We start from the raw sequence: 26773 nt of genomic DNA on the forward strand, positions 1-26773 counted from the left end.
GTTAGGCAACGCTTTGCGCTATATTGCCCCGTAACCTTTTTATTTGGAATAGACTTACAACAATAAAACTAATGCCTATGCCTAACAAAAGCAGACTTGGTAACCATAAGGACATAAACCCACTTATTACAGGAGCTTTAACATTACCACCGCTATAAAGAACGGTTACTTGCTCTTGTTCTTTATAGCAAGCGGGACTACAACCATAATTAGACTCAAAAGCATGCTGTTTTTCAGTTTCATCCATGAAGCTTACTACAGGATATAGCGAGTCGTCTTTTTGAATTAACTCAATTACAGTGCCTTTTGCTGATAATGCGTTGTCGATAAAATCTGACGTACTTTTAGTAATATACAAGCCACCCAAAAACATCAGAACACCAAGTACCAGATACATATATCCTATCTTAATGTTGTTGTTCATTTTGCTGACGATACTGAACATACTTGAGTTACCTAAAAATTTAATAGTGCGCTTATCGCACATATTTCTGCCGACTTAACGCTCATTTGTCTACACTATATAGTTTTAACAAATAACCTAAGGTATTACTATCACTAAGTTTTCTAAAATATTTGAGTTAAGTTAAATAGATCAATATGCGCGTGCAGCTCATTTTTATGAATATATGCGCAAAAAGCAGTTTGACCAATCAATTAACTATTATATTTAGCTAATCTCAATGACCGGTTATCGCTCAAGGCAGCCTATAGTTACTCTGTTTTATCTTTGAACTCACACAAGTCTTCAATAATACAGCTGCCACACTTTGGTTTACGCGCTACGCAGGTGTAACGCCCGTGCAGTATTAACCAATGGTGAACGTCTACTTTAAATTCTTTTGGTACAACTTTTTCAAGCTTTTGTTCTACAGCAACTACGTCTTTACCCATGGCAAGCTTGGTACGGTTAGATACACGAAATATATGTGTATCCACGGCTATTACAGGCCAGCCAAAGGCTGTGTTGAGTACAACATTAGCGGTTTTACGGCCAACGCCTGGTAGGGCTTCTAATGCTTCACGATTTTCTGGCACGATGCTGTTATGTTCATCCACCAAAATTTGGCACATTTTGTACACGTTGGCAGCTTTAGAATTAAATAAGCCGATGGTTTTTATATAATCACGCAGTGTATCGTGACCTAAGTCTAAAATGGCTTGTGGCGTATTAGCAACAGGGAACAACTTTCGAGTGGCTTTATTAACGCCTACATCGGTTGCTTGCGCTGAGAGTGTTACTGCTACTAGTAACTCAAACGGGCTTGAATATTCAAGCTCAGTAACTGGGTGCGGATTATCGTCGCGCAGGCGCGACAGTATTTGGTGACGTTTTTCTTTATTCATGCAACTTAAAACGTATTAGTGCTAATTGTTGCTCTAATACGTTTTCCCCTTAAGTTAAGCTGGTAACACGTGCTCGAGGGCCTTTTTCAGCCTCTGGCGGTGCAATTTGCTTTGATTTTATTTGTGCGTCAATTACGTTTTTTGCAGCAATAAGCAGCCCAAGTCCTAAAAAGGCACCCGGTGGTAAAATTGCGAGTAAAAATTGGTTATCAAAGTTAAATACTTCTATGCGCAAGCTCTGTGCCCATGGGCCAAGTAATAAGTCGGCACCGTCAAACAGCGTACCTTGGCCGATTAGTTCGCGCATAGTACCTAATACTAACAGTACAGCCATAAAGCCTAAACCCATCATTAAGCCGTCAAATGCTGATAAATGAACAGGGTTTTTAGAGGCGTAAGCTTCGGCGCGGCCAATAATGGCGCAGTTAGTTACAATCAACGGGATAAAAATCCCTAATGATTGATATAAACCAAAGGTATAAGCGTTCATAAGTAATTGAACTATTGTTACAAAGCCCGCGATGATCATTACAAATACAGGTATACGAATATCTTTTGGCACCCAGTTACGCACAATTGATACGGTAACATTGGAGCCTATTAGTACGAGTAAAGTTGCTAAGCCTAAACCTAAGGCATTTGTTACAGTTGAGGTAACGGCAAGCAGTGGACATAAACCTAAAAGCTGTACAAGGGCTGGGTTATTCACCCACACACCTTCTTTGTATAATGTTTTTAACTCACTCATTTAGCTACCTCCATACATTCGGCATTAGGTGCTGCAAAAATATCATCAAAATTAGTTTGTGCGAACAATACGGCATTTTTAACAGAGCCCACAACAGCACGTGGCGTTATGGTCGCGCCTGTAAATTGATCAAACTGACCGCCATCTTTTTTAACAGCCCAGCGAGCGTCTTCTTCGCCTTCAACCGTTAAGCTTTTAAATGTGGTGATCCAAAGTGATTTTTTAACTTCTACTTTGTCGCCTAAACCAGGTGTTTCTTCGTGTTTAGTGGTACGAACGCCAGCAATAGTGCCATCGCTCAACACAGCTGTTAACAGGTTTATATCGCCACTGTAGCCGTTTGGCGTAACATGCCTAATAACAACAGCGACTGGTTTATTGTTTTTACGAGCACGGTAAATTACTTGATTTGCGTGTGGGCCCAGTTTTTCGTCAGTAAAAATTACGCAATCTTGTGATAATTGATTGTCGTACGATTTTGGGTCGAGTACTTCTTGTAGCTGCGCAGTAAGTTGCAGTTGTTCTTGCTCTGCAATTTTATCAGCAGTAAGTGCGTTGATAGAGGCAACTAAGCCCGTTGTCGCTAACGCAAATGCAGTTAAAATAGCACCATTTTTAGCCATTGACGAAATGATCATTTTACTGCTCCATGGCCATAAGTACGCGGCTGTGTGTAGTAGTCTATTAGCGGCACTGCAATATTAATCAATAATACGCTAAATGCGATGGCATCAGGAAAACCACCAAAGGTACGAATTAAATAAATTAGTAAGCCAATTAGCGCGCCATAAATTAAGCGCCCTTTGTTAGTTGTTGCTGCAGATACCGGATCGGTTGCTATAAAAAAGGCCCCCATCATAGTGGCACCACTTAATAAGTGAAATAGGGTGCCCGGCTCTGTACCAGGTGATGCGATATAACCAATAGCACTACATACAGCTAAAGTTACGATAAAACTGACAGGGATATGCCAGTTAATTATTTTTGCTTTTAATAAGTATAAACCACCCACTAAAAAGCCTAAGTTAACCCACACCCAACCAAGGCCAGCCCATTCGTTAAATAATGGCTTTTGCATGCTTTCGGTAACGGTTAAACCGTGTGCTATGTCTGTTTTAACAGTATCCAGCGGTGTTGCCATTGTTAGGCCATCAACCCCTGCACGTACTTGATCTAGGCTAAACCCAGAGGCCGTAAAATCGGTGAATATTAGCCTTAGCTGATCAGCAAAGCCTATTGGCGTATTTATTAAATCGGTAACAGGCAACCATGCGGTCATTTGTACCGGAAACGAAACTAAAAGCAGTACATAAGCCGCCATTGCTGGATTAAATAAGTTAAACCCAAGGCCGCCATAAAGCTGTTTAACTATAACAATAGAAAATAAACAGCCAATCACGATTATCCACCAAGGGGCAAGTGGTGGAATACTCAATGCCAATAACACGGCAGTAAGCCACGCACTGCCATCACTTAATGCAGGCCAAACAGGGCGCTTTCGTATTAGCATTATTGCAGCTTCAAATACGCTTACAGCAACAAGCGCGAGCACCAGTTGAATAAGTACACCGGTTCCAAAAAAGAAAACTTGAGCAATTAGCCCAGGAATACACGCAGCAATAACGCTAAGCATTAATCGCGTTAACGATTTATGGCTGTGATTATGCGGCGAACTGGCCATGGTTAATTTCATGACTGATTATTTCCTTCTTTTTGTAACTTTTTAGCTTTTGCTCTCGCAATTGCAGCAGCCACGGCGGCTTTTTTCTTATCGTCTGCTGATTTAGGTTTATCTGCTTCAGTAGAATTGGATGAGTCATCGGTGTTACTTTCTGCACTCTTAGGTGCTGCGCTATCAACTTGTAGCTCTTGGGGCTGAGTTTGTTCGGTATCTTCAAGTGCTTTAGCCGCTTTTTTAGCTTTAGCACGAGCTATGGCCGCAGCTACGGCTGCTTTTTTATCATCAACGGGTGCATCAGTTTGTGGCTCTTCACTTGTGGTTTGCTCGGCTTCTTCTAGTGCTTTAGCTGCTTTTTTAGCTTTTGCACGCGCAATAGCTGCCGCTACCGCTGCTTTTTTGTCATCAACAGGGGCATCAGTTTGTGGCTCTTCACTCACGGACTGCTCAGCGTCTTCTAATGCTTTAGCTGCTTTTTTAGCTTTTGCACGAGCAATGGCCGCCGCTACGGCTGCTTTTTTATCATCGATTGGAGTATCGCTTTGTGGCTCTTCACTCACGGTTTGCTCAGCGCCATCTAATGCCTTAGCCGCTTTTTTAGCTTTAGCACGAGCAATGGCCGCCGCTACCGCTGCTTTTTTGTCATCAACAGGGGCATCGCTTTGTGGCTCTTCGCTCACGGTTTGCTCAGCGCCATCTAATGCTTTAGCCGCTTTTTTAGCTTTTGCACGAGCAATGGCCGCAGCTACCGCTGACTTTTTATCATCAACAGGGGCCACGTTTTGTGGCTCTTCACTTGCTGCTTGTTCAGCGTTATCTAATGCTTGTGCTGCTTTTTTAGCTTTAGCTCGAGCAATGGCTGCAGCGACTGCTGATTTTTTATCATCAACGGGCGCAGTAGCGGCCGATTCATCTGTTTGAGATTTTTGCTCTTTATATTTACGCGCTTGTTCTTTACGTAGTGCGCGCTCTTTTGCTACTTCGCTATTGTCTGGCTCTAATTCAGCAGATTGATCGCCTAGCTTTTTAGCTTTAGCGCGTGCAATAGCAGCTGCAACAGCTGATTTTTCATCGCCGTTATCTGATTTATTTTTAACGCGGGCTAGTGCCTCTGCTACTTTTTGCTTTTCGTCAGCAGATTTAGCGGCAGGTTTACGTTTGTGGCGGTTTTGACGTTCTTCTTGCTCGCGATCTAAACGCTCTTTTCGTGCATCAAAACGCTCTTTTGCTCTGTCGGCTTTAATTTTGTCAGCTTGTTGTTCTTTAATTTCAACTTTGGCTATACGGTAGTACTGTACAAGAGGGATTTCGCTTGGACATACATATGCACAAGCACCACACTCAATACAGTCAAATAAATTATGCTCTTGTAGTTTGTCGTACTCTTTTGATTTAGCAAACCACTGCAATTGCTGTGGCAGTAAAGAAGCAGGGCAGGCATCGGCACAGGCGCTACAACGTATACAGGCTTTTTCAGGGCCGGGCTCCGCAAGCTCTTTATGATCAGGCGCTAAAATACAGTTAGTTGTTTTAACTATGCCAATACGTACTGTGGGTAGCGTAAAGCCCATCATTGGGCCGCCCATCACAACACTTTGCTGCGGTACAGGCGAGAAACCTTGGCAATCAAGTAAATGCTTTATTTCAGTGCCAAGTAGTGCCCATACATTCCCAGGCTTATGAATAGTGTTACCTGTTACCGTAACTATACGTTCAATGAGTGGTTTACCTTCATAAACGGCTTGTTGTACGGCAAACAAAGTCCCGGTGTTATGCACTAAAATACCAATATCGGCAGGAATACCAATGCTAGGAACTTCACGGTTAGTAAGTAATTTAATTAATTGCTTTTCACCACCAGATGGGTAAATAGTTGGCACCGTTTGAATAATAATTTTTGAGTTATGCTCAGCTGCTTGCTTCATTGCTGCAATAGCTTCAGGCTTATTATCTTCTATACCCACAATGCACAGTGTTGGGTTTAAAAGCTGCTGCATTATTTCAATGCCTTGGATAACTTCTTTAGCGTGTTCGCGCATTAAAACGTCATCTGCAGTAATATAAGGTTCGCACTCAACAGCATTTACAATCAAAAATTCGATAGGTTGCTTGGTATCTGCTTTTACATAAGTAGGAAAACCAGCACCACCCATACCGCTAATACCGGCTTGGTGAATAATATTTATCAGCTCGTCATGACTAAGCTCAGCAGGATTTTTATTTTTATTTAGAGCTACCCATTCGTCTTTGCCGTCTGGTTCAATAATAACACTTAGTTCAGGTAGGGCCGATGGATGTGCTGATGGCATAGGTGCAATATCAGTAACCACACCAGAGCTTGGAGCATGCACAGGTACCGACCAGTTAGCAGCAGGCGCTGTAAGTGGTTGGCCTTTTAAGACGTGTTGGCCTTTTTCTACAAGTAACTTACCGTTTGCGCCTATGTGTTGCTTAAGCGCAACAATGAGTTTGTCGGGCAACGGTAGGCGAGTGATACTCGCACTATTAGAGAGTGATTTTTGTTGTGGTGGGTGTATGCCGCCAGGAAATGCCCACACGGTGCCTTTTTTTATTTGTTCAAGTAACTTGTCCACTCAAACCTCTAATCTATTTGTGTAACAGGAATAGCATCTAGCTGCCATTTCCAGTTTTGTTTAGTTTCGGCTACAGGTAGCATATCAATGCAATCTACAGGGCAAGGCTCAACACATAAATCACAGCCAGTACATTCATCAATTAATACAGTGTGCATTTGACGAGTTGCGCCCAAAATGGCGTCAACCGGGCAGGCTTGAATACATTTGGTACAGCCAATACATTCATCTTCGCGAATATAAGCCACTGTTTTTATAGGTTCTGCTTGCTCGCCACCGGCAAGTGGTTTTTCATCAACACCCATTAAGCCGGCAAGCTTTTTCATGGTTGATTCGCCGCCCGGTGGGCATTTATTTATTTCATCGCCATTGGCTATGGCTTCGGCGTAAGGGCGACAACCCGGGTAGCCACATTGTCCGCATTGAGTTTGCGGCAAAATAGTATCAATTTGCTCAACAATAGGGTTACCTTCAACGCGAAAGCGAATTGCTGCAAACCCTAAAATAAGTCCAAAAATGAGTGCTAGCGAACCAATCGCTATCAAGGCATAAAACAAGGTCATATTAAAACTTCACTAATCCAGTAAAACCCATAAACGCCATCGACATTAAGCCTGCAGTGATCATTGCAATAGAGGCGCCTTTAAAAGGCGTAGGAACGTCAGCAGCTGCTAAACGTTCTCGTAGTGCTGCAAATAATACAAGCACTAAAGAAAAACCAACCGCAGCACCAAAACCATACACTGCAGATTGTAAAAACGAATGATCTTCTTTGATATTTAATAAAGCCACACCTAATACCGCACAGTTAGTGGTGATCAGCGGTAAAAATATGCCTAATAAACGATATAGAGTAGGGCTTGTTTTACGCACAACCATTTCGGTAAATTGCACTACAACGGCAATCACTAAAATAAAGCTCATGGTGCGTAAAAAGGCGATATCCAGAGGGATTAAAATATATTGATTAACTAAATAGCTAGTTACAGAGGCAAGGGTAAGCACAAACGTGGTTGCCAAAGACATACCAATCGCCGTATCAAGCTTACCTGATACGCCCATAAACGGACATAAGCCTAAAAATTGTACTAATACAAAGTTATTAACCAGAACGGTTCCAATCAATAACAAGACATATTCTGTCATGTGTGCCTCACGCTATAATAAACGTGGGTATTATCCTTTTTTCTTTATCGATTAACAACACATGAGAAGCAAATAAACGACTCAATCAGTAATGATATTAAAGCGACTTAAGATTTCAGGTGTAATTAGAATAGGATCGATATTATATGGCTTTAAAATATCTTTAAATTGATCGTGTTCTTGGTATAAATCTAATAGTGCTTTATTAAATAGGGCAATTTGTTCAGGAGATAATTGAATTTTATTAAAACCAATAAAATAGGGGGATTCGCTTTGTAAAAAGGCCAAATTAACATGATGTAAGTTAAATTGTTTTAGCCTAGCGCGTGCTTGTAAAGTATTGGCAAAGTACCCATCTATACGATTGTTTTCTATCATTTTTACACCCGTGCCATTGGCATCGGTGAGTAAAACAATATCAAATTCCCTCAATCCGTCTTTAATCATTTGTTGCTGTATTTTGATTAGTTGAAAAGATGCATTTGAAGGGCCAAAAACAGCAATTTGCATTTTTTGTAGATCATTGAGGCTTTTGATGGTTTTTTTAGCACCCTCAGGTTGAAAAAAGCCATATTGCATTTTCATAAGCGGGATCGAAAAATAAAGCCATTCGTTGCGGTCAAGATTCCAGCCCATAGGAAAGTTTCCTTGAGCTTGCAGGTTTTTTAACATGAGCTTAGAGCGACGATTTGGTACGCTGACAAACTCACATTTATAATTGAGGCGTTTACACGCTAAGGTAAGTATATCAACAAAGGGGCCAGCGGCATTATCGTGTTCATCAACAAATGAAAATGGAGGATAGTTATGAGTGCTAAAAACTAATTCTTTTTGCGGGGCGTTTGCGTACAAACTCAAAGGCATAATAAAAAGTATAATAAAGGTAATTACTCTTTTCATGATGCCTCCAATAGACTATATGTCTTTAGGTTTTTCTATGTAATAACCTTGAACGCCATCTAAACACAACGTTTCTATAATGTGCTTTTCTTCTTGGCTCTCAACGCCCTCAGCAAATACACTAACACCAATGCGGTGGGCTAAATCGACCATTAAGCGCATAAAGTACTGATTGTTTTTATCGTCTTCGAGGCCGCGAGTATAACTTGCGTCCATTTTAATAAAGTCAGGTTTTAAATCTCGGAAAAACTTAAACGAAGTTAAGCCAACACCAAAACGTTCAACTGTAACGCGTGCGCCAACACGGTGAACCATGTCGATAAAGCGCTTACTAGCCTTGATGTTTTGCTGTAAACCAAACTCGCTTACTTCAAATACTAGTTTAGATGCAATATGCGTATCTTTCAATAATCGGCGCTCTAGCCAAATTACAAACTGATCGTTGTGTGCACTAGAAGCTGTCACGTTTAAACCAAAAAACTTTTCAGATAAATTACGGCTTTTAACCTTTTCAAGAGAAGAGTCTATGATCAGGCGATCAATTTCTATTGCCATATCAAGCTTTTCGGCCATCGCTAAAAAAGAAGCGGTAGGCAGTACTTGATTGTCTTCTGTTTTAAATCGAACTTGTACTTCAGCGTAGGCTTTTATGCTTTTACCAAGCGGCATAATGTTTTGCATTACCAAATGCACACGCTTAGATTCAATAACTTCTTTAATAACCTTACGCCAGTTTTGATTACCAAAACCCGCACTTACGTTATTAACTAAATCGGTTTCGCGTTGTACGTGCCATGCGTTTACTTGTTTTGATTGCGCCATACTCATTGCGTTATCAACAACAGAAAGCAATTCGCCTAACGGCTTACCTTTTTCGTAACCTACAATACCTGTATTAGCTACCGAGCTTAACTCTTGGTTTTGTTGGTACTGCGTGAAGCGCGATTGCAGGTTTTCACCAAAGCGCTCAGCTTCTTTTAAAGGAATGTGGGGTAGTACGACAGCAAAGTCAGAGCTGTTTAATCTAAATATTTGGCTGCCAGTGTAAGTGCCGCTTATGTGCTTAATAATATCGGCAACGCCTTTTACGTACTCATCACCTTTTTGATAACCACGGCTTTGGTTTATAGCTTGTAGTTCGCTACAACGAACCATAGCTAAAGAGCCAAATGTACTTTGCTCAGTGTTTTCAATATTTTTTTCGTAGTACTCAACAAACATATTACGATTACCAAGCGAGGTAATTACATCTTTGTACGCTTCATGCTTAATAGTCATAGCAGCGCTTTGTATGTCTTCGTTTTTGTTTTTTAAGAAATGTGATAATCGATTAAAGCTAGGTACTAAATCTTTTCCCATTTTTTTCAATCGAGTGCCATCTAGTGCTGTTTCTAAATCATTATCAACTTGGTTTTGATTGATATAAATATCGATAATGTCAGCAACTGTTGTACTTATGTTTTTATTTAAATGGTAAAAAATAGATTTCATTAGAATTATTGGAATAATAACTAAAATGGCAGAAATCAAAATAACAATAAAAAGGGAGGTTTGTAGCTGCGACGCTAAATGCTCAATGTTAAGTACAAATTCAACTTTTATATCTGAGGCGTCATTTACAGCAAATTGAGGGCGCACTGAGTTAAAGTTAGAGAGTACAAAATCAGTAAACATTGGTAATTGAGTAGGGGGGTTAATACTAAATATTTCAGCCCCTTGGTAATCTCTTAGAGTGAAGCTTGAAAACGTTTTACCATCTGCAATTGATTGTTTTAAATTTTGAGCAGAAATATCGTCTAAAGAAAGGTCATTAATATACTTAGTAACAGTAGTTTGCGCACTTTTTTGTGCATCACTTACCGCAGTATCAAAGCTTATAGATATGAAGTAGCTTCCTGCTGCAACACACAATAACCAAGAGATAATTTGTATAAAAATAAGTTTTTTAAATCCAGCCATGTTTTCAGTCTTTTAATAATTCAAAAGGGAAGGAATCAAGTCCTTGATTAATAAACTAAGTACAGCGCATTAAGGAATAAACTAATGCTTTAGTTATATAAGGAAGAGTAGTGGAATTAGCTTGAGATGTCTATGAAATTCTTAGAATTGGCTCCCCCTCCCCGACTCGAACGGGGGACCTGCGGATTAACAGTCCGTCGCTCTAACCAACTGAGCTAAGGGGGAACTAAATGATAATTATGAATTTGGCTCCCCCTCCCCGACTCGAACGGGGGACCTGCGGATTAACAGTCCGTCGCTCTAACCAACTGAGCTAAGGGGGAACTACATCATAAACATAAACTTGGCTCCCCCTCCCCGACTCGAACGGGGGACCTGCGGATTAACAGTCCGTCGCTCTAACCAACTGAGCTAAGGGGGAACTACATCATAAACATAAACTTGGCTCCCCCTCCCCGACTCGAACGGGGGACCTGCGGATTAACAGTCCGTCGCTCTAACCAACTGAGCTAAGGGGGAAGCGTCTTGCCTTTCAACGGGGCGAAATATTAATGACCGCGCCGCAAAGTGTCAACATATAAAAGTCATAAATTGAAAAAAGAGGTTTATTCGTTGTTTTTGTGTTCGATCTGCGTGTTTTATAGCTCTATTAAAGTTACTTTTTTAAAAATTTAAGAATAACAATGTGACTTTTATTATTGCTGAGCCTTCAAATTGGTTAAATTAAACACGGTATTAAAGTGGCTTGTTATTAAAAAACAACTCAAAAACATAAAAACTCATTTTTTACTTAGCGATATTTCTCGTATTTAATTCGTTTTTGTTTTAATTTTCTAAAAATATATCTATGCGTATATTCACAGAAATATTTTTTGATCTAAATTGTGATCTAATCACTATGTATAAAATGAGTATTTTTTTTATCCGTTCAAAAATAGAGCAATCAATAACTTAACTTTGTATTAAACGTTTTTTATACCTAACGTACAACTATGTTAAGAAGAAAAATTGGTGAGCTACAGTTTTTAGCGTGATGTAACTGACAGATCTAACTGGGTAATAGGGAATAGATAAGAATACATGGGAATATGTGGGAGAAATAAGGGTTTAAGAGGAGTTTAATAAAAATTAAGCGCGAAAAAGAAAGAGCGAATAAAATGGGTAAAATTAAAACCCTGTTTTACTACGCGGGAACAGATGGGTAACTAAAAAACAATCTCTGCTTTGACAACTTTACCCAATAATCCAAGAGTCTTCAAAATATAGTGCGATTCAGTACTTCCATCTTCAATATTAAACTCAGTATCTTTACGTTCGGTACTATCAAATAATAGCTTGAGCTTAGTATCGGTTATAGCCAGTTTAGCAGCAAAGTAGCAACCATTCATTGGGCTGAGGAAACCGTACATACTACCTGGCGCTATGGATTTATCCTTGGTGTCTATGTATACAGTTGCATCCACAGGGATAGAGGTATGGGATACTTCACTCAGCTTAACTTGCAAAAGATCGTTATTTCTTGCGTAAATATCATCAAGCGTGTTGTCATTTGATTTCACAGAGTTTAGTGAATCGAGGGCATTATTCTTTGCCTGTTCTGTAGCCTTTGAATCATCCAGGCGCTTCTTAAGAATGTCGGTAAATGGCACATCAACCACCTCAGCAAACTCAATCAAATAATCAATAGGAGGATCTCTATGGCCTTCATAATTTGATTGGGTATGCCTATGCACACCAATACGCTTAGCCACAGTGCCTATATCTAGGGACTTTTGCTCTCTTAGCGCTTTTAAATAGTCATTGAATGCAGTCATGTTTCTTTAGGTCTGTGTTCGGATGATGGACTTATCATGTATTTAATCACACAAGCGCGTGCATACAAAATAAAAAATTAACACGAACCATGTTATCAAGTGCGATCTTTCGCGCTTTAAAAGCGCGAACTGCGAACCCCTTCAGTTAAAAATAAATACTACTAAATATCAATGCCTTACCAATTTGTGTATACGGTCGTGTTAATTATAGTTTGAATGTATACGATTGTATGTATATGCTTGTGTTCATGGATACAAGAATATACATAAAAGGTAACTCAAATGGATAGCATAGAATGCCTCGGTTGGACAAAAGCAGACATAAAAGCTGCGTTAGAAGATGAGGGTTGGTCATGTCGCCAATTATCTTTTAGTCGTGGTTACACCTCAAATGCAGTGCAAACCGCACTGCATAGACCATACCCAGCTATTGAAAGAATCATTGCAGATGTAATCGGTGTAAGTGCCTGTGAAATATGGCCAGAGCGTTACGGTAAAGATGGCAAGCCAAACCGTAAGATCGGACGTCGTAAGATGAACGGGGCATAAGTCATGGAACTTTACACTGCTAAGCAAATTGCTGATTACTTACTTTTTAGTAAACGCAGCATTCAAATTAAAGCAAAAAATGAAAACTGGCCTTTTACCGAAGTTAAAAGCCGTGGTGGGAAAGTGCGTAAATACGCGCTCAGTGAGTTACCTGTATACGTACGTATACAAATCGAAGAGGCTATTATTAAATCCTTAGATACGTCCGCATCTAAAAGCGGCGAATCATATTTAGCTCTTAATGAAAAAGTGAGCTGCTTAAATAAAGATTTAATCAATCAACAGCGCCAGTCAAATCTTAAAAGTTTGGCCGGATTGCAAAACATAGATCCTAAAGTAAATGCGAAAGTGCGCATATTAGAGGCTGCCGATTCATTTATAGCTTTAAACAAGCTAGGGAAGATTGCAGGCTTAAAGCTTTTTAGTGAACACTACAACCAGTGCATGTTAGACATCCCAGTAGAGTACAAGGCACTTATACCATCAGTGTCGCGTAACTCACTCATACGCTGGCAAAAAACCATTACTGAAAAAGGTATAGCTGGGCTTGCTTTAAAGCCAAAGCGTACAGGCAAATCAATCATCGATTCAGACAAAGAGCTAGCCGATTTTTGCATAGCCATGATCTACCAATACCCACACGTAAAAGCCACACAAATAAAAGAGGGTTTAATCGCTCGCTTTTACCAAGTAGGTAAAGCACTACCAGCTGAAACCACAATTCGCGATTGGCTAACACGTTGGAAGCGCGAAAACAGCGCACTTTATACCAAAATGGCAAACCCAGATGCTTGGAAAAACAAGTATATGAGCGCCATGGGTAAAATGGACGAAAACGTAAAACGTCTAAACCAATTATGGGAGTTCGATTCAACCCCATCAGACGTAATGCTAACCGATGGCCGTCACTCATTAATCGGAATTATTGACGTATTTAGTCGCCGTGCAAAAGTCGTTATTCACCCAACAAGTGACAGCACCGGTATTTGTTTAGTTATCCGTAAAGCAATACTTGATTGGGGTATCCCTGAAATAGCACGTACAGATAACGGTAAAGACTACACCTCAATACAAATCAAAAGTGTGTTCGACGCGCTCGACATAAAGCACGAAACAACACGCCCGTTTTCAGGCGAAGAAAAGCCTTACATAGAGCGTTTTTTCAAAACATTCTCGCACGATATAGCAGAGTTATTAACAGGCTATGTTGGTCACAACGTATCAGAACGCCAAGCAATCGAAGCGCGAAAAACCTTTGCACAGCGCTTATTAGCAAAGCAGGGCGGTGATAAAACAGCTATCGAAATCAACATAACAGCGCAGCAGCTGCAAGAGTTTGTAGATAATTGGATTGACAGCCGTTACCACCACAAGCCACACAGCAACATAGGTAACAAAACACCGTTCGATTTATTCGCAGCAAGTAGCGACCAAATCAAAGTGATCAAAGACGAGCGTTTGCTTGATGTAATGCTACAGCCAATACCTACAAATCGCGGTTTACGCATGGTAGGCAAAGAGGGCATAAAACTGAGTGGCGGTTTCTATATAGCATCAGAGCTAGGCGCAATCGTAGGCGATGAAGTGCTATGTAAATGGGACCCTAAAAACGTAGGCCGTATTTACGTATTCAATCGCATGAATAACGAGTTTATTTGTATCGCAGTAGACCACGAAATAGAGTCAGCAGGCATGACACGCCAAGACGTTGCGCAACATGCAAAACGCAGTCAATCAGCCGAAACATCACGCAAGCTAAAAGAGCTTAAAAAGACCGCTAAAAGCGTCAACGTTTCAGACATAGCAAACGAAGTGCTCGGGCATTACACCACCCAAAATAAAGCACTTGCAACACTGCCTAAACAGTCGGTTGAACACACTAACGTCATAACGCAATCAACTATTAAAGCACTCGACAGCAAGCCAGCAGTTGGCTTTAGCGACGAGCAATTAAGTGAATTTGAAAAGCGCCGTAAGCAGTTAGATGAAGAAACCGCAATAGCAAACGTAAACCCAACGCCGCTATTCGACAATCCACAAAGTAAAGCCATGTTCCATAAAAAACAGCGCCTAGCAAAACAGTTAATTGATGCAGATGCGCAGTGGCTAAATATATGGGAACAACAAAATCGCGCCTCGTCAAAGCGCCTAGATGACCTACTAAACGACATGAACGCAGCCCCAGCTGCACCAACTCAATTACATAAATAGTAAAAGGAAAACCCATGAAAACTAAAATAGCAATTGTAAGCAATGTAGTAGCAACGCAAATGATGGTCGAAGCGCTAAACCAGCGTGCACATGGTGTACCAGGGATAGGTTTAATTTATGGCGATCCAGGTCTAGGTAAAACCACCGCAACCGCATGGTTGGTAAACCGCTGCGACGGTATCTATATACGCGCCACATCAGGCATGACATTAGCCCAACTATTACGCCAAATAGTTAAAGAGCTAAGCGGTCCTGACATTTACACCCGCGAGGCCATGCTTAATTACATCATAGAGCACATGGCAATCTCTAATCGTCCGCTATTCATAGACGAAGCCGACTACCTGCTAAACGACAAAAACACACTCGAAATTGTGCGCGACATACACGATCTAACTAACTGCCCAGTTGTACTTATCGGCATGGAATCAGTACGCCGTAAATTACAGCGCCACCGCCAGTTTTTTAACCGTATATCAGAATGGCTAGAGTTCAAGCCACTGCAATTCAACGACCTACAAATAATAGTAAGTGCAGTAATAGAACCAAGCTTAACGATTCAAGATGACTTATTAAAACAGCTCTTAAGCGATACCGACGGAGAAGTGCGCCGCATCATTACAGGGCTTTCAAAAGTTGAAGCATTCGCGCTGGCAAACGGGCTAACAAGCATCGACCTACAGCAGTGGGGCAGCAAAGAATTTTTCCTTAAAAAAGCGTAGGAGAAACTTAGTGAGCCGCCCACAACTAAAAGATGCATGGGATGCAATGAGAATCTTAAAAAAATTCTCATTGCAGCAAGTGCGCGATGCAATAGAGCACACCACATTAGCCCAGCTAAAAACCTTTGCTAAACGCTTAGTCGTAGCAAAAGCAATTACTGAGCATGTAGACCAAGAAGAGGTTACGTATTCGCTTTTAAAGGGCGAATACAACCCGTTTAAACAGCCTATAAATGATGGTGCCACTAAACAAAACTCAGGGAGACAGCGCATGTGGCAATCAATGCGAATCCTCAACGAATTTGACGCGGGCCAAGTGGCCAGTACATCCGATGTGTCGTTAGCCTCGGCCCGTTCATATATCTCAATTTTAAAAAAAGCAGGATATGTATTTATTGCTAAATCAGCTCCGCGTACAGGCTCAATAATAGAGCGAGCGGGTGAAGCAACAATTTATCGACTGCTTAAAAACACCGGCCCAACGCGACCAATACCAAAGGCCTCAGGTATATACGACACCAACCTAAACAAGCTCGTAAAGTTCAAAGAAGTAAAGCGCAAAGCCAATGTAATAGCACCCGTAACATTAGGAGAGGCGCATGATTACCAATAACTGGTTACACGTCTTAAAAGACGAAGTTGAAAGGCAAGGAATGCGCCGAGTAGCAGAAAAACTTGGCGTGAGCAAAGCAACTGTAAGCCAGGTACTAAACAATAAATACAAAGCCTCTACACACGTAATACAGCAGCGTGTAGAGGGCGTTTATATGGCATTTACAGTTGATTGCCCAATCCTTGGCGATATAGCAGTAAATCAATGTCTTGAGCACCAAAACAGAAAATTCGCAGCAACCAATCATATACGCGTCGCCCTTTATAAAGCATGCCGCAATGGTTGCCCCAACTCAAAACTATGCGGGAGTAAATAACCATGCAACTACGTAACACATTAATCGAACTACAAAAAAGAGGGTTACAAGTAATCAGCTCGCACAAAGGCTTTAGCTGCCATGTAATCGAGGTAGCAGGCCAAGCCCCAGCACATTTACCAGTAATAACTGAAACTAAAAACGGGCAAACTCGCCAGGTTCGCCCAGCCAAGTTACACGGTCAAATCATCATGTTTATAGAAGGATAAACCACCATGCCACAAGAGTTTTTAATAAACCACAAAGGCCATCAAGTACCGGTTAAGGCTATTCGCCCAGCCGACATAATTCGCCATGAGTTTGTACAAACAGCAATAGCTAAAGCCAAACAGCAAAGCAAAGCTCTGGCTGAATTTAAAGCGCAGCAATTTAGCGAGTTCGACGCGTTCCTTGGCTTACTAGCGCAAGAGTACGCAGTAGAAATGGGCGGTAAAAAAGGAAACGTCACACTACGCAGTTTTGATCACCAACAAAAAGTAACGCTACAAGTGCAAGAAAGCATAGAGCTTGGCCCCGAGCTACTAGTAGCCAAAGAATTAATAGACGAATGCTTAAACGAATGGAGCGAAGGCGCAAACGAAAACCTTAAACTTATTATTGAGCAAACCTTTGCCACCGATAAAAAAGGCAAAGTAAGCGTGCAAAAAGTGCTTGGTTTACGTCGCCTTAAAATTACTGACGATACCGGTAAATGGCAGCGTGCAATGGACATCATAGCCGATGCAATTCAAGTCATTGACTCAACCCGCTTTATTCGTTTTTACGAAACCATAGGTGAACAAGAACACGCAATCTCACTTGATATAGCCAAGCTGTAAGGAGCAATTCATGGAAGGCATAACAATTCAAGTAAGCGAACACAGCGAGCTACAAAACATAGTTAACCAGGTAGCCCAAAGTAAAGAGCCAGTAAATCTTAACTTTGTATTTCAAAACATCACCTTTGTAGTGCAAAGCCAACTGGTAAGCGTAAACCCAGTAATACCAATAGGCACAACCATAAAGGCTAATTAAGTAACCAAAAAGCGCGCACGGATGCGGCTTTTTATCAAAGTGCTTTATCTAAAACTAAAAGCACTTTGATAAAAACAAAGCAACAAAAGGAGGTCACATGGCCCTATTAATACAACCCACATTAGAACTAAAGCAACTTGTTGCACTCGTTAAATTTTTAGAGTGCTCACATAAACTGGCAATAGACACCAGCGTATTTACAGATCAAGAAGCCACCGACATAGGCCAAAGCTATTTAAGCCTACGTGAGCAGTTAGAAGAGTTTAAAAATGGCTAAAGCAAAGCTAATACAGCTAATTCATATAGCGAAAAGCCAACTAGGGCTAGACGACGATACCTACCGCGCAGCACTACTAGGCGCATCGGGTAAAACGTCATGCAGCCAAATGAGTGTGCCCGAGCTAAACAAAGTGTTAGAACACTTTAAAAAAGCAGGGTTTAAAACAAAGGCTAAACGCCGTTTAAGCCCAAAATCAGATCCAAAGCAACTAGGCGAAATAAACAAAATTCGCGCAATTTGGATCACCATGCACAAACAAAGTTTTGTGCGTGATGGCTCAGAAACCGCCCTAGATAGCTACGTTAATCGCGTTTTAAATCGTAATAAGCTAGGTCAGAATGTCAGTTTTCATACTCATTTTTTAACCCAACAACAAGCGCTTAAAGTACTCGAATCACTCAAGCAGTGGCAAAAGCGCGCATTACAAAAAGAGCAACATCGAGGTAATAATGGCTAACCAACAAGAGGAACAACCAGAGCTATTTGGTGAGAGCATCGAAGAACTGCAAGATTGCCTAAACAAACTATCTACAGCAGACGCAGCTGAGGTACGCAAGCGCTGGCCTAGTAACTTACAATCGCTCGCGTTGCTTATTGAGTCACAACTTACTAAAGCTGGCGTAAACGATCCTCGAGGTTTAGGTGAAGCTATCACCCTTGCGATAGGTCACTACTTTGGAGGGCGTGATGTTTACATACCAACAGACCAACGCCTAAAAGCAGCACTACGCGATATACAAATATGGCAAGAGTACAAAGGTAATAACATTGAGCAGCTAGGTAATAAATTTAAACTAACAGAGCGACGAATAGCTGAAATAGTTCAACGTCAACGAGCTGTTGAAACCGAGCGCCGCCAACGGAGGTTATTTTAATGAGTAGAGTATTGATGAGCAACGTATTTAGTGAAGCCGTAAACGTAGCTGCCGAGGCGGTTGAGTGCGTAGATACGCTAATAGTTGATATGCTAGAGGGTAAACACCCAAACAACTATGTGCTATTGGGCACACTGCAAATGCAACATACAGACATACAAGTACAACTGCACGTAATGCAAGACGAAAACAAATTTATAGATGAAGTAGGCGCTCCGCTCATAGCTAAAGTATCGGTAGCGCTTGAGAGCGTAAAGGCAGGCGAATTAGAATTCATGCTTATACATAAACCGAATGAATTACTAAAGGGGATTTCTGAATTACAGATAAAAATTAAGGAGTTACGTCAATAAACAGTAGTTAATCCTGATCAGTTGCGCGATTTACGTTTTAAGTTAAGTTAGAGGCTGAAATCGTTGAAGTACTTCCGTAACTGCTGAATTACTCAATAATTACGTAAATGTTTATTATGGAATAGGTAATGGATAACAAATTAAAAGAGCATGCATTAAATGAGTTACATAACATTCAAGTCACCTTATCTTTATTTGCAGAGCTTGCAAGTCTCCCCAACAGCAATGATGTACCAATAGGCTTAAGTGATATTGCAACGGTACTCGCAGATAATGCCCACCGAATGAAGCAAAATCTCAGTAATCTTGATTAATAAAATGATAAGCCGCGTAAAGCGGCTTTTTACTATTTTAGGGCTTAGATATAGAGCTAAGCCTTGAAATTACTTAAGGTTCAATATAAGTTTTATTTCTACTCATCGGTCATAATTAATATCTGAGCTTGCTATTTTCACTAATGCTGATATTGATTTAATATGATAAATGGTTGCAACACCTACTAATCCTGAACATTCCAGAATGGAGATTTGAAAATGACTGAACAAAGTGTACAAGTATCTGAAAAACAATTACTGGACTTACTTAATCTACAATTGAGATCTCATCCCGAATATATAGAAGGTATGTCCTTCGATAGTATTAATATATTACCTAACAACCAATATGACATACGTGCAAATTTTAACTTTGGAGAGAAAACTACAGCAGTAAACTATAATACAAAAGGTCATGTATATAACGAGGTGTTTGGCAATTTTTTAAAATAACATGTAACACATGCCCTGTAGTTAGGTTTTTAACTTGACTACAGTATCGTTGCGTGTTTTTGAGGATGTCAGAGCCTTAATTTTTAAGCCTAAATGTATAAAATTCACATCTTCCCTTTGTTAATTTAATATTGTAGCCTGCTGTAATAAACCCTTGTTGTTTCTAACTTAAATACTATTTATACTTTCCTCCATCATAAGTATTTTTGCACACATGAAGAACTTAACCATTCGTGTGCTATTACAACCTGTAGATGCAGTGACCCGCTAAAGCTACAAATAGGTATGATTAATCTTTTTAAATCTTAAACAAATTAGAAGCGCAGAGTACTTTACGGTATGCGCTCATCAAATACTAAAACAATATGTTATATAAATGTTTTCTATTAAATTAGTAAATGGGGACGATAAGTGACCCGTTATTTAAACTTTAGGCATCGGCTGTAAAGTATATGGATATATTATGAGTTTTATTTTAGAACGCACCTTACTGAAGCCAGGCGATATTATTCTTTCAGGTGATAAATCGTTATCTAGTATTGGCGTGAAAATCTCCACTGCATCTAGGTATTCCCACGCTGCAATATATGTAGGTGGGACTATGATTGAAGCCACATTAAAAGGAGTGTTTTCAAAAAACACTCAAAGGTTAATATTTGACCGTGAAAGTGATGTGATTGTATTAAGAAGTAAGCAGAAATTAACTGAAAAAAGTATTGAAAGAGTTTGTTCTTACGCTAGATCAAAGACAGGAAGTTTATATGCATTGGATGAAGCAATCACAATGCGTATAAAGTCTGCTTTAAAGGTAGATAAAAGTAAGCGGCAGTTTTGTTCTAGGCTTGTAGCAGAAGCTTATGCTTTTATTGGATATGACTTTATTAATCTTAGAAATCCTTCATATTGTTCACCTAGACAACTTTCACTTTGTAAATCATTTCAAAAGGTAGATAACGTTTACCGAAAAGCAACTAAAGTAGAGATCGAGTTTAGCAATAGCAAAGATCCTAATCTTGAAAATCAACGGCGAACTTTTAATTGGTTAGACAAAGTTAGAATTATGGCTCAAAAAGAGTCACACCTTTGCAATATTGATATTCAAACAATTAATGATGTAGATGACTTTTTAATTACCTATTCTGAATATGATTTAAAAGTAGCTAGGTTCATGAAAGAGAGTGGTTACTTAGAACATTATAACGAAGATACTAAAAATAACCCTTATAGGTACAATCAGCAATTATTTATAATTGTTATGTGTCAACAGCCAGATATTGAAAGGTTTATTGATTTTGAACTTGAGAAAGAACCGGAAATGTTTAAACGATTTTCAATGATGCTTAATGCATATATGAGTTTTTTGAAGAAAAGTAATATTGAATATTTCAGACTGCACTTAAGATTATATATCAACCTGCTAACTGGTGTGTATGTGCGACTGCTAATAATAAGTTGCGGGGTGAAAATTTTAGGTGATATTAAGTCATCTAAAGATATCAATAAGCTTTCGATGTTAGTAAAGAAGAATTTAGACTCAGCCGAAAATTTTATAGGAAAATTAGATAATACCATTTAGGTCAGGAAGTTAAGGCTTCCACTCTCTATTGTTGAAGAGTGGCAGCCAATATTTATTTAACAAATTCCTTGAGATTGACTTTGAAAACCCTCTGATTTTGTATGGCAAAAAATTCAATCCTTTTACTTATAATCCCAAACATTCTACTTAGCTTATTAGTAGCGTTGACTTATCACAAATTATTACTCAATTAACCCATCGTTGAACAGAGCTTAACCCCGTGCCACTGTGATTTAAAAAGCAATAAAACGGCTTAGAAGCCCCATACCCGCCATAGCCATTTTTAGCATTTACTTGCATAGCTAAAACTAATCTTGCACCGCTTGCATCATTACGCCATTGCTTATCATGCGACATAACCATAAATGAATTTGGATCTCGCCATCCTCCATTCTTTTTTGCCAGCTCAGTACACTGCTGCAAAATATCATTACTTTCAGCGCTAGTATCAGGTGCTTTTGTTATTTTTAAGTGCAGCTCTTTTGCATCAGGTGCGCAGGGTGTTTGGCTAAATGTAGGTACATCATCAATAATGCATTGGTAAATTTTTGCTTGGCTAGGTAGAGTCCATATAGCAAGCAAAATAAGGGCAGGGTATCTCAATGTGTTAAATCCTTTTAAATGGTGGTTAGCGAAAAATGCTAAGTTGCAGTACCATAAAAAACTTTACTGCGGCTGTCTACTTTTTAGATAAACTTTCCCGAAATCCCGCACGGCCATTAACTAAGGCTAACTAGTCAAAATACCGAAAAACAACAAGGTTTTTCGGTATGCTCCCAGCTATAAACTACTTTAAACAATCTCCCGAAATACAAACTGCGCTTGCCCTGTACTCGCTTAAATTTGCCCAGTGTATATTACCTATCTTGTATTTAGAGGGTGGCTTGCGCAGTGACGGCGGGTTAAACAACGTAGCATCGGACCGTGGTGGCCTTACAAAATACGGCATAAGCCAGCGCGCGTATCCAAAGCTTGATATTAAAAACCTAACACTCGCCAAAGCCGTAAGCTTGTATCACCGCGAGTATTGGCGTGCAATGTACTGCGAGCAAAGCCCCGCAGGTGTTGATTTTATGCTGCTCGATGGCGCAGTACAGCACGGCGCACCTGCCATGGCCCAATTAACCCAGCGTCTAGTTAACTCAAAGCCTGATGGCCGGATGGGACCAAAAACCCTAGCCGCTATTTTAGATCGCCCAGCCCTTAGCCTCATTGTACTGCTTAGTGTAAACCGTGGTCGCAAGTACGCTCGTATTTGTGCAAACGATACCCGCCAAAAACCAAACCTAGAGGGCTGGTATAACCGCCTAGCTCATGTAACCGAATTTGCAGTAAACCAGCAAAGCGAGGTGGCTTAATGGGTAAAAACTGGGATTGGTCATATCAAAAAGGCCGCGAAAAACGCATGGGATTGGAAGTTGACGCCCGCATGCACAACATGCCATTCGACCCACGCAAAATACCACTACACAGCCACTGCAACACAATGCAAAGCTACTTTAATAAAGGCTGGCAATCGGTAAGAGCCATTGATATTCAACTACGCGTAGACGGCCAACAAAGCTACAAACTCGCCCGCACAGCCCTTAAACAAAGCTTTGGAGAGTCCAATGGCAATTAGCAACTGGTTTAACGTGGTCGAGCCAATCACCAATTTAATTGATGATCTGTTTACCAGCGACGAAGAGCGGCAAACCGTTACCAACGAACTTAAGCGAATTGAAAACGCAGCACAAAGCCAAGTATTAGAGCTTGAAGGCAAAATTGTAGAGCTTCAAGGCAAAGTGCTCGCTGCTCAATCACAAATCATTACCGCAGAGGCTAAAGGCGAAAGCTGGTTACAGCGTAATTGGCGGCCCATTACCATGTTGACGTTTTTAGTGTTGGTGTGCTTTGACTCATTTGGTTGGTTGGCTTTTCGCTTATCAGCGCAGGCATGGGATTTACTGCAATTAGGCATAGGCGGTTACGTTATTGGTCGCACAGTTGAAAAGGCTGCGCCAAGCGTTAAGCAAAGTATTAAAAACGTAATTGAAAAAGTAAGGAAGCCAAATTGAGTAAACTCGACGACGCACAAAAAATAGAGCAACACCTACTAGATGCTGCGCTATCCATTCAACGCGAAAAATCAAACAAACCAGGTGCAGAGTTTATGCACTGCCAAGAGTGCGGCATAGATATACCAAAGCAGCGCCGTGAAGCAGTTAAAAACTGTAGCACCTGTGTTGATTGCCAATCACTCATTGAAATACAACAACAGCATTACAGGCATTAGTATGGAATTTATTTTGGAGTGGCAAAAGGCATTTATAACCGTTTGTGTAGCCATAGTTGGCGCTGGCGCACTGGCATGGCTGCGCAGCACCTTTGTGACTAAAAAGGTGCATGAGGTGTTAGAAAGCCGTTTAAGCGCCGTAGAAAAAACAGTAGAGGACCTGCCCAATGCGGACGACCTACACGAACTTGATAAACGGCTAATAGAAGTTAGCGGCAAAATAGATGGCCTTAACCCACAGCTCACCGACCTAAAACGCTTAACCGACTTATTAATGGAAAACGAACTAAGAGGCACGCGCAGTGGCGATAGTTAACGACAAGTGCCAATGCGGCGCAAAAATCACCGTACTTACAGGCGTAGATAAAACCGAGGCTTGTTATAAAAACATACACGCTCAGGTTGTTACCACCAACGATTTTAATAAAGGCATAACCGATTACACATTGTTTCGTTGCATGAAATGCGGCGAACCAGTAGAAGAAACTGTGCCAGCCCTTAAGCCCCACCCATAGGAAAAACCACCATGGCAATGTTACAAGTTCAAGCCGAACACCAACGAATTAGCATATTAATAACGCTAAAAGAATCCGCCGATTTTGGCGCTAACACCAGCATGCTAGCCGATGTACTACAGCGCTATGCACTGGGTTGCAGTCGTGATCAGCTTAAAACCTTACTCAATTGGTTAGAGCAAAACGGCTATATAACACTTGATAAACTTACAGAAAACACATGGGTTGCGCGTATTACGCGATCGGGCATAGACGTCGCTGAGGGCATAAGTGTCGTGCCTGGTATTAAACGTCCAGGGCCACGAGGTTAACTATGAGCGAGTCAATCCGCAGAGGCCAACCCAGCAAAGTAGACCTGCTACCCGAAGACATTAAAAATCAACTCGACTCAATGCTACGCGATAAACGTTTTAGCCAAGGCGAAATACTCGACGCAGTAAACAGCCTTATTATTGAGTCTGGCTTAGATGACGGCGCAACCATTAGCCGCAGTGGCTTAAGCCGCCATGCGCAAAAAACCGAAGCTGTAGGCCAAAAGCTGCGCGAATTACGCGAGACAACTAAGGCGCTTACTGCTGAACTTGGCGATAAGCCCACAGGCGACACCACCAAGCTTATTTTAGAAATGGCTCGTACTCAGTTGTACCGTGTATTACAGCAGCAAGTAACTAATCCAGATGACGAACCGATAGACATTGCAATCATCAAAGACGCCATGCTTGCAGCTCAGCGCCTAGAGCAAACAGCCATGGCCGCGCACAAACGCCAGCAAGAAATAGAAAAAGCCTATGCTGAAAAGCTCGCTAAAGACCTAGACCAAAAGGTTAAAAACGAAAACTTACCGCAAACCGCAGACGACATGCTGGCATTTTTCAAACGCGACATATTAGGGCTTAAGCATGACTAGCACAGCGCAAAGCGTTACCCAAACCAACGAGCTACCGCTTAGTAAAGTGGCAGGTTCGTTAGTGGTTGCCATGGGCACCGACATACTTTTTGGTTATCAAAAAGCATGGATGGAAGACGATGCAATAGTAAAAATTGCCGAAAAGTCTCGCCGTACTGGGTTAACCTTTGCCGAAGCACTAGACGACGTACTAAGCGCAGCTGCACCCGCAAACGCACAAAACACCTATTACCTTGGCTCAGACAAAGAAATGGCTAAGGAGTTTATAGACGCCTGTGCATTTTGGGCGCAAAAGCTCAACATGGTTATGGGCGAAGTAGAAGAGGGCATATTTGAAGAAAAAGACCCCGACGGCTCAAAGCGATCAATAAATACCTTTGAAATTAAATTCCCAAGTACCGGTAAAAAAATAGTCGCACTAAGCTCAAACCCGCGCAACTTACGTGGCCGCCAAGGTAACGTAGTAGTAGACGAAGCCGCATTCCATGACAAGCTAGACGAAGTACTAAAAGCCGCCATGGCACTTACTATGTGGGGCGGGCGAGTACGTATTATCTCGACCCATAACGGCGTAGATAACTTATTTAACACACTCATTACCCAAGCTCGGCGCGGTCTTAAAAAGTATTCTGTGCATCATATTCCTATTGATAAAGCGCTTAGGCATGGCCTTTATAAACGCATTTGTTTAGTGAGTGGGCAAACTTGGACGCAAGAAAAAGAAGACGCATGGCTCGCCAATCAAGTTGATTTTTACCCAACCCAAGATGCCGCCAACGAGGAGCTTTACTGCGTACCAAGCCAAGGTGCAGGGCAATACCTAAGCCGCCGCCTGCGTGAACGTGCACTAAGCGATGACTGCAAAGTACTGCGTTATGAAGCGCCCACCGACTTTGAAAGCTGGACCGAAGAGCAGCGCGTAAAAGACGTAGCCACATGGTGTAAGCAAAATATTGATGATTTAATCAGTAGGTTAAATCCTGATCTAACCCATGCCTTTGGTGAGGATTTCGCGCGTAAAGGCGATTTAACCGTATTCAGTATTGGTGAAATAAACCAAGACACCAGCCTAACCGTGCCGTTTATGGTCGAGCTGCGTAACGTTACTTACGAGCAGCAAAAGCAAATCATGCTTTATATTTGTGACCGTTTACCAAAACTACGCGGCCTTGCGTTTGATGCCACAGGTAACGGTGGTTACTTAGCCGAAGCTGCAAGCCTTAAATACGGCACCGAGCTAGTAGATAGCGTGCATTTATCACAAGCCTGGTATCGCGAATGGATGCCAAAACTAAAAGACTACTTTGAAACCGATAATATAACGCTACCAAAAGATCAGGACGTACTAGACGACCTAGGCCAAATCAAACTTAAAAACGGTATTGCACAGGTAGATAAAGGTAAAAATACGGGCACCGATGGCAACAAGCGCCACGGAGATAGCGCCGTATCAATCGCCATGTTAATACGTGCAGCCGAAATGGACGGCAGCGCCATAGAGTTTACGCCACTACCAAGCAAAGCCCAGCAAAGTGCTAATAGCTTACGCCCCGACCACAGCGACGACATTGCAAGTGATCGTAAAGCAGCATGGTAGCGCGGCGATTTAGGGTT

General features: G+C 41.1%; 36 protein-coding genes and 4 tRNA genes. 24 read left to right on the forward strand and 16 right to left on the reverse strand.

Translation table 11 applies throughout. The annotated features are described in order from the left end of the window. Position 1 precedes the first annotated feature (1 nt). The 15 genes from I6F66_RS02620 to I6F66_RS02690 all read right to left on the reverse strand — a co-directional run bounded on the left by I6F66_RS02620 (position 2) and on the right by I6F66_RS02690 (position 12186). A complete protein-coding gene (locus tag I6F66_RS02620; protein ID WP_197208683.1) occupies positions 2-445 on the reverse strand; it encodes a DUF3592 domain-containing protein in 444 nt (147 codons plus the stop codon). A 269-nt stretch (positions 446-714) separates the two neighbouring features. Continuing rightward, complete coding sequence (nth, locus tag I6F66_RS02625) at positions 715-1347, reverse strand: endonuclease III (protein WP_024595475.1); 633 nt, start codon at positions 1345-1347, stop codon at positions 715-717. A gap of 49 nt (positions 1348-1396) precedes the next feature. Then, positions 1397-2095: an electron transport complex subunit E gene (locus I6F66_RS02630; protein WP_010553676.1), complete on the reverse strand. Its 699-nt coding sequence runs from the start codon at positions 2093-2095 to the stop codon at positions 1397-1399. Then, entirely contained in the window at positions 2092-2733 is a 642-nt protein-coding gene (gene rsxG, locus I6F66_RS02635; RefSeq protein ID WP_197208685.1) for an electron transport complex subunit RsxG, read from the reverse strand. Before rsxG ends, I6F66_RS02630 begins: the two co-directional genes overlap by 4 nt. Beyond that, the gene (gene rsxD / locus I6F66_RS02640) at positions 2730-3788 is read right to left on the reverse strand and encodes an electron transport complex subunit RsxD (protein ID WP_024607244.1); all 1059 of its coding nucleotides are present in this window, start codon (positions 3786-3788) and stop codon (positions 2730-2732) included. The genes rsxG and rsxD overlap by 4 nt, the downstream gene beginning before the upstream one ends. Then, positions 3785-6367 carry an electron transport complex subunit RsxC gene (gene rsxC / locus I6F66_RS02645; protein WP_197208687.1) on the reverse strand — a complete coding sequence of 861 codons (2583 nt, stop codon included), beginning with the start codon at positions 6365-6367 and terminating at the stop codon, positions 3785-3787. The genes rsxD and rsxC overlap by 4 nt, the downstream gene beginning before the upstream one ends. Positions 6368-6375: 8 nt before the next feature. After that, positions 6376-6930 (reverse strand): electron transport complex subunit RsxB, encoded by a 555-nt coding sequence (rsxB, locus tag I6F66_RS02650; protein WP_007585357.1) that lies wholly within the window; start codon positions 6928-6930, stop codon positions 6376-6378. A gap of 1 nt (position 6931) precedes the next feature. Beyond that, the gene (rsxA, locus tag I6F66_RS02655) at positions 6932-7513 is read right to left on the reverse strand and encodes an electron transport complex subunit RsxA (protein WP_008172491.1); all 582 of its coding nucleotides are present in this window, start codon (positions 7511-7513) and stop codon (positions 6932-6934) included. 81 nt (positions 7514-7594) lie between these two features. Beyond that, on the reverse strand, positions 7595-8413 hold the full coding sequence (locus I6F66_RS02660; RefSeq protein WP_165729532.1) for an ABC transporter substrate-binding protein: 819 nt from the start codon (positions 8411-8413) through the stop codon (positions 7595-7597). A 15-nt stretch (positions 8414-8428) separates the two neighbouring features. Then, on the reverse strand, positions 8429-10372 hold the full coding sequence (locus tag I6F66_RS02665; protein ID WP_197208689.1) for an EAL domain-containing protein: 1944 nt from the start codon (positions 10370-10372) through the stop codon (positions 8429-8431). 148 nt (positions 10373-10520) lie between these two features. After that, a tRNA-Asn gene (locus I6F66_RS02670) sits at positions 10521-10597 on the reverse strand. A 21-nt stretch (positions 10598-10618) separates the two neighbouring features. Beyond that, a tRNA-Asn gene (locus tag I6F66_RS02675) sits at positions 10619-10695 on the reverse strand. Between the two features lie 21 nt (positions 10696-10716). Beyond that, positions 10717-10793 (reverse strand) — tRNA-Asn (locus tag I6F66_RS02680). 21 nt (positions 10794-10814) lie between these two features. Continuing rightward, positions 10815-10891, reverse strand: a tRNA-Asn gene (locus tag I6F66_RS02685). 686 nt (positions 10892-11577) lie between these two features. Then, positions 11578-12186 carry a helix-turn-helix domain-containing protein gene (locus I6F66_RS02690; RefSeq protein ID WP_197208691.1) on the reverse strand — a complete coding sequence of 203 codons (609 nt, stop codon included), beginning with the start codon at positions 12184-12186 and terminating at the stop codon, positions 11578-11580. 282 nt (positions 12187-12468) lie between these two features. Between I6F66_RS02690 and I6F66_RS02695 the strand changes: the two genes are divergently transcribed. From I6F66_RS02695 to I6F66_RS02765, 15 genes are all read left to right on the forward strand, one after another. Next, positions 12469-12735 (forward strand): helix-turn-helix domain-containing protein, encoded by a 267-nt coding sequence (locus I6F66_RS02695; RefSeq protein ID WP_182693691.1) that lies wholly within the window; start codon positions 12469-12471, stop codon positions 12733-12735. A gap of 3 nt (positions 12736-12738) precedes the next feature. Further along, the gene (locus I6F66_RS02700) at positions 12739-14946 is read left to right on the forward strand and encodes a DDE-type integrase/transposase/recombinase (protein ID WP_197208693.1); all 2208 of its coding nucleotides are present in this window, start codon (positions 12739-12741) and stop codon (positions 14944-14946) included. A 14-nt stretch (positions 14947-14960) separates the two neighbouring features. Further along, positions 14961-15668: an AAA family ATPase gene (locus tag I6F66_RS02705; RefSeq protein WP_197208695.1), complete on the forward strand. Its 708-nt coding sequence runs from the start codon at positions 14961-14963 to the stop codon at positions 15666-15668. Between the two features lie 10 nt (positions 15669-15678). Then, positions 15679-16281, forward strand: a complete 603-nt coding sequence (locus I6F66_RS02710; RefSeq protein WP_197208697.1) for a hypothetical protein — start codon at positions 15679-15681, stop codon at positions 16279-16281. After that, entirely contained in the window at positions 16268-16597 is a 330-nt protein-coding gene (locus tag I6F66_RS02715; protein ID WP_197208699.1) for a LacI family DNA-binding transcriptional regulator, read from the forward strand. The genes I6F66_RS02710 and I6F66_RS02715 overlap by 14 nt, the downstream gene beginning before the upstream one ends. 2 nt (positions 16598-16599) lie before the next feature. Next, positions 16600-16806 carry a hypothetical protein gene (locus tag I6F66_RS02720; RefSeq protein WP_182693909.1) on the forward strand — a complete coding sequence of 69 codons (207 nt, stop codon included), beginning with the start codon at positions 16600-16602 and terminating at the stop codon, positions 16804-16806. A 6-nt stretch (positions 16807-16812) separates the two neighbouring features. Further along, positions 16813-17415: a DUF3164 family protein gene (locus tag I6F66_RS02725; protein ID WP_197208701.1), complete on the forward strand. Its 603-nt coding sequence runs from the start codon at positions 16813-16815 to the stop codon at positions 17413-17415. A gap of 10 nt (positions 17416-17425) precedes the next feature. Continuing rightward, positions 17426-17611, forward strand: a complete 186-nt coding sequence (locus I6F66_RS02730) for a hypothetical protein (protein WP_197208702.1) — start codon at positions 17426-17428, stop codon at positions 17609-17611. A 97-nt stretch (positions 17612-17708) separates the two neighbouring features. Then, positions 17709-17888, forward strand: coding sequence for a hypothetical protein (locus I6F66_RS02735; RefSeq protein WP_197208704.1), 180 nt, complete (start codon positions 17709-17711; stop codon positions 17886-17888). Further along, positions 17881-18348, forward strand: a complete 468-nt coding sequence (locus I6F66_RS02740; RefSeq protein ID WP_197208706.1) for a gp16 family protein — start codon at positions 17881-17883, stop codon at positions 18346-18348. The genes I6F66_RS02735 and I6F66_RS02740 overlap by 8 nt, the downstream gene beginning before the upstream one ends. After that, complete coding sequence (locus I6F66_RS02745; protein ID WP_197208707.1) at positions 18341-18766, forward strand: Mor transcription activator family protein; 426 nt, start codon at positions 18341-18343, stop codon at positions 18764-18766. The genes I6F66_RS02740 and I6F66_RS02745 overlap by 8 nt, the downstream gene beginning before the upstream one ends. Further along, positions 18766-19119, forward strand: coding sequence for a hypothetical protein (locus I6F66_RS02750; protein WP_197208709.1), 354 nt, complete (start codon positions 18766-18768; stop codon positions 19117-19119). Before I6F66_RS02745 ends, I6F66_RS02750 begins: the two co-directional genes overlap by 1 nt. Before the next feature lie 128 nt (positions 19120-19247). Then, complete coding sequence (locus I6F66_RS02755) at positions 19248-19433, forward strand: hypothetical protein (RefSeq protein WP_197208711.1); 186 nt, start codon at positions 19248-19250, stop codon at positions 19431-19433. A gap of 219 nt (positions 19434-19652) precedes the next feature. Further along, a complete protein-coding gene (locus I6F66_RS02760; protein WP_197208713.1) occupies positions 19653-19886 on the forward strand; it encodes a hypothetical protein in 234 nt (77 codons plus the stop codon). Positions 19887-20349: 463 nt separating this feature from the next. Next, complete coding sequence (locus I6F66_RS02765; RefSeq protein ID WP_197208715.1) at positions 20350-21462, forward strand: YiiX/YebB-like N1pC/P60 family cysteine hydrolase; 1113 nt, start codon at positions 20350-20352, stop codon at positions 21460-21462. A 186-nt stretch (positions 21463-21648) separates the two neighbouring features. Here the strand turns inward: I6F66_RS02765 and I6F66_RS02770 are convergent, their stop codons facing one another. Next, on the reverse strand, positions 21649-22065 hold the full coding sequence (locus tag I6F66_RS02770) for a DUF4124 domain-containing protein (protein ID WP_197208716.1): 417 nt from the start codon (positions 22063-22065) through the stop codon (positions 21649-21651). 167 nt (positions 22066-22232) lie between these two features. Here I6F66_RS02770 and I6F66_RS02775 point away from each other — a divergent pair, with 167 nt between their 5' ends. From I6F66_RS02775 to I6F66_RS02815, 9 genes are read left to right on the forward strand one after another with little or no spacing between them, the layout of a single operon-like run. Beyond that, positions 22233-22820 (forward strand): glycoside hydrolase family 108 protein, encoded by a 588-nt coding sequence (locus I6F66_RS02775; protein ID WP_197208718.1) that lies wholly within the window; start codon positions 22233-22235, stop codon positions 22818-22820. Next, entirely contained in the window at positions 22820-23083 is a 264-nt protein-coding gene (locus I6F66_RS02780; protein ID WP_197208720.1) for a hypothetical protein, read from the forward strand. The genes I6F66_RS02775 and I6F66_RS02780 overlap by 1 nt, the downstream gene beginning before the upstream one ends. Further along, positions 23073-23519, forward strand: coding sequence for a 3TM-type holin (locus I6F66_RS02785; RefSeq protein WP_197208722.1), 447 nt, complete (start codon positions 23073-23075; stop codon positions 23517-23519). The genes I6F66_RS02780 and I6F66_RS02785 overlap by 11 nt, the downstream gene beginning before the upstream one ends. Beyond that, positions 23516-23737, forward strand: coding sequence for a TraR/DksA C4-type zinc finger protein (locus tag I6F66_RS02790; RefSeq protein WP_182692949.1), 222 nt, complete (start codon positions 23516-23518; stop codon positions 23735-23737). Before I6F66_RS02785 ends, I6F66_RS02790 begins: the two co-directional genes overlap by 4 nt. 1 nt (position 23738) lies before the next feature. Continuing rightward, positions 23739-24053: a DUF2730 family protein gene (locus I6F66_RS02795; protein WP_197208723.1), complete on the forward strand. Its 315-nt coding sequence runs from the start codon at positions 23739-23741 to the stop codon at positions 24051-24053. Next, positions 24040-24252: a hypothetical protein gene (locus tag I6F66_RS02800; RefSeq protein WP_197208725.1), complete on the forward strand. Its 213-nt coding sequence runs from the start codon at positions 24040-24042 to the stop codon at positions 24250-24252. Before I6F66_RS02795 ends, I6F66_RS02800 begins: the two co-directional genes overlap by 14 nt. An 11-nt stretch (positions 24253-24263) precedes the next feature. Further along, positions 24264-24563: a hypothetical protein gene (locus I6F66_RS02805; RefSeq protein ID WP_197208727.1), complete on the forward strand. Its 300-nt coding sequence runs from the start codon at positions 24264-24266 to the stop codon at positions 24561-24563. A gap of 2 nt (positions 24564-24565) precedes the next feature. Continuing rightward, positions 24566-25159 (forward strand): DUF3486 family protein, encoded by a 594-nt coding sequence (locus I6F66_RS02810; RefSeq protein WP_197208729.1) that lies wholly within the window; start codon positions 24566-24568, stop codon positions 25157-25159. After that, the gene (locus tag I6F66_RS02815; protein WP_197208731.1) at positions 25152-26756 is read left to right on the forward strand and encodes a terminase family protein; all 1605 of its coding nucleotides are present in this window, start codon (positions 25152-25154) and stop codon (positions 26754-26756) included. The genes I6F66_RS02810 and I6F66_RS02815 overlap by 8 nt, the downstream gene beginning before the upstream one ends. Positions 26757-26773: the final 17 nt, after the last annotated feature.

Source organism: Pseudoalteromonas sp. NZS100_1 (assembly GCF_015864285.1).
GTDB classification, from domain to species: Bacteria; Pseudomonadota; Gammaproteobacteria; order Enterobacterales; family Alteromonadaceae; genus Pseudoalteromonas; species Pseudoalteromonas arctica.

What these genes read in the sequence shown, in the direction of transcription:
- I6F66_RS02665 (WP_197208689.1), bottom strand. Translation starts at nt 10,372, where the DNA reads ATGGCTGGATTTAAAAAACTTATTTTTATACAAATTATCTCTTGGTTA.
- I6F66_RS02700 (WP_197208693.1), top strand. Translation starts at nt 12,739, where the DNA reads ATGGAACTTTACACTGCTAAGCAAATTGCTGATTACTTACTTTTTAGT.
- I6F66_RS02785 (WP_197208722.1), top strand. Translation starts at nt 23,073, where the DNA reads ATGGCAATTAGCAACTGGTTTAACGTGGTCGAGCCAATCACCAATTTA.
- I6F66_RS02690 (WP_197208691.1), bottom strand. Translation starts at nt 12,186, where the DNA reads ATGACTGCATTCAATGACTATTTAAAAGCGCTAAGAGAGCAAAAGTCC.
- I6F66_RS02735 (WP_197208704.1), top strand. Translation starts at nt 17,709, where the DNA reads ATGGCCCTATTAATACAACCCACATTAGAACTAAAGCAACTTGTTGCA.
- I6F66_RS02730 (WP_197208702.1), top strand. Translation starts at nt 17,426, where the DNA reads ATGGAAGGCATAACAATTCAAGTAAGCGAACACAGCGAGCTACAAAAC.
- I6F66_RS02750 (WP_197208709.1), top strand. Translation starts at nt 18,766, where the DNA reads ATGAGTAGAGTATTGATGAGCAACGTATTTAGTGAAGCCGTAAACGTA.
- rsxB (WP_007585357.1), bottom strand. Translation starts at nt 6,930, where the DNA reads ATGACCTTGTTTTATGCCTTGATAGCGATTGGTTCGCTAGCACTCATT.
- rsxA (WP_008172491.1), bottom strand. Translation starts at nt 7,513, where the DNA reads ATGACAGAATATGTCTTGTTATTGATTGGAACCGTTCTGGTTAATAAC.
- I6F66_RS02760 (WP_197208713.1), top strand. Translation starts at nt 19,653, where the DNA reads ATGACTGAACAAAGTGTACAAGTATCTGAAAAACAATTACTGGACTTA.
- rsxD (WP_024607244.1), bottom strand. Translation starts at nt 3,788, where the DNA reads ATGAAATTAACCATGGCCAGTTCGCCGCATAATCACAGCCATAAATCG.
- I6F66_RS02740 (WP_197208706.1), top strand. Translation starts at nt 17,881, where the DNA reads ATGGCTAAAGCAAAGCTAATACAGCTAATTCATATAGCGAAAAGCCAA.
- I6F66_RS02805 (WP_197208727.1), top strand. Translation starts at nt 24,264, where the DNA reads ATGGCAATGTTACAAGTTCAAGCCGAACACCAACGAATTAGCATATTA.
- I6F66_RS02660 (WP_165729532.1), bottom strand. Translation starts at nt 8,413, where the DNA reads ATGAAAAGAGTAATTACCTTTATTATACTTTTTATTATGCCTTTGAGT.
- rsxG (WP_197208685.1), bottom strand. Translation starts at nt 2,733, where the DNA reads ATGATCATTTCGTCAATGGCTAAAAATGGTGCTATTTTAACTGCATTT.
- I6F66_RS02780 (WP_197208720.1), top strand. Translation starts at nt 22,820, where the DNA reads ATGGGTAAAAACTGGGATTGGTCATATCAAAAAGGCCGCGAAAAACGC.
- I6F66_RS02705 (WP_197208695.1), top strand. Translation starts at nt 14,961, where the DNA reads ATGAAAACTAAAATAGCAATTGTAAGCAATGTAGTAGCAACGCAAATG.
- I6F66_RS02620 (WP_197208683.1), bottom strand. Translation starts at nt 445, where the DNA reads ATGTTCAGTATCGTCAGCAAAATGAACAACAACATTAAGATAGGATAT.
- I6F66_RS02815 (WP_197208731.1), top strand. Translation starts at nt 25,152, where the DNA reads ATGACTAGCACAGCGCAAAGCGTTACCCAAACCAACGAGCTACCGCTT.
- I6F66_RS02695 (WP_182693691.1), top strand. Translation starts at nt 12,469, where the DNA reads ATGGATAGCATAGAATGCCTCGGTTGGACAAAAGCAGACATAAAAGCT.
- I6F66_RS02630 (WP_010553676.1), bottom strand. Translation starts at nt 2,095, where the DNA reads ATGAGTGAGTTAAAAACATTATACAAAGAAGGTGTGTGGGTGAATAAC.
- I6F66_RS02725 (WP_197208701.1), top strand. Translation starts at nt 16,813, where the DNA reads ATGCCACAAGAGTTTTTAATAAACCACAAAGGCCATCAAGTACCGGTT.
- I6F66_RS02715 (WP_197208699.1), top strand. Translation starts at nt 16,268, where the DNA reads ATGATTACCAATAACTGGTTACACGTCTTAAAAGACGAAGTTGAAAGG.
- I6F66_RS02755 (WP_197208711.1), top strand. Translation starts at nt 19,248, where the DNA reads ATGGATAACAAATTAAAAGAGCATGCATTAAATGAGTTACATAACATT.
- nth (WP_024595475.1), bottom strand. Translation starts at nt 1,347, where the DNA reads ATGAATAAAGAAAAACGTCACCAAATACTGTCGCGCCTGCGCGACGAT.
- I6F66_RS02810 (WP_197208729.1), top strand. Translation starts at nt 24,566, where the DNA reads ATGAGCGAGTCAATCCGCAGAGGCCAACCCAGCAAAGTAGACCTGCTA.
- I6F66_RS02720 (WP_182693909.1), top strand. Translation starts at nt 16,600, where the DNA reads ATGCAACTACGTAACACATTAATCGAACTACAAAAAAGAGGGTTACAA.
- I6F66_RS02795 (WP_197208723.1), top strand. Translation starts at nt 23,739, where the DNA reads ATGGAATTTATTTTGGAGTGGCAAAAGGCATTTATAACCGTTTGTGTA.
- I6F66_RS02765 (WP_197208715.1), top strand. Translation starts at nt 20,350, where the DNA reads ATGAGTTTTATTTTAGAACGCACCTTACTGAAGCCAGGCGATATTATT.
- I6F66_RS02775 (WP_197208718.1), top strand. Translation starts at nt 22,233, where the DNA reads ATGCTCCCAGCTATAAACTACTTTAAACAATCTCCCGAAATACAAACT.
- I6F66_RS02745 (WP_197208707.1), top strand. Translation starts at nt 18,341, where the DNA reads ATGGCTAACCAACAAGAGGAACAACCAGAGCTATTTGGTGAGAGCATC.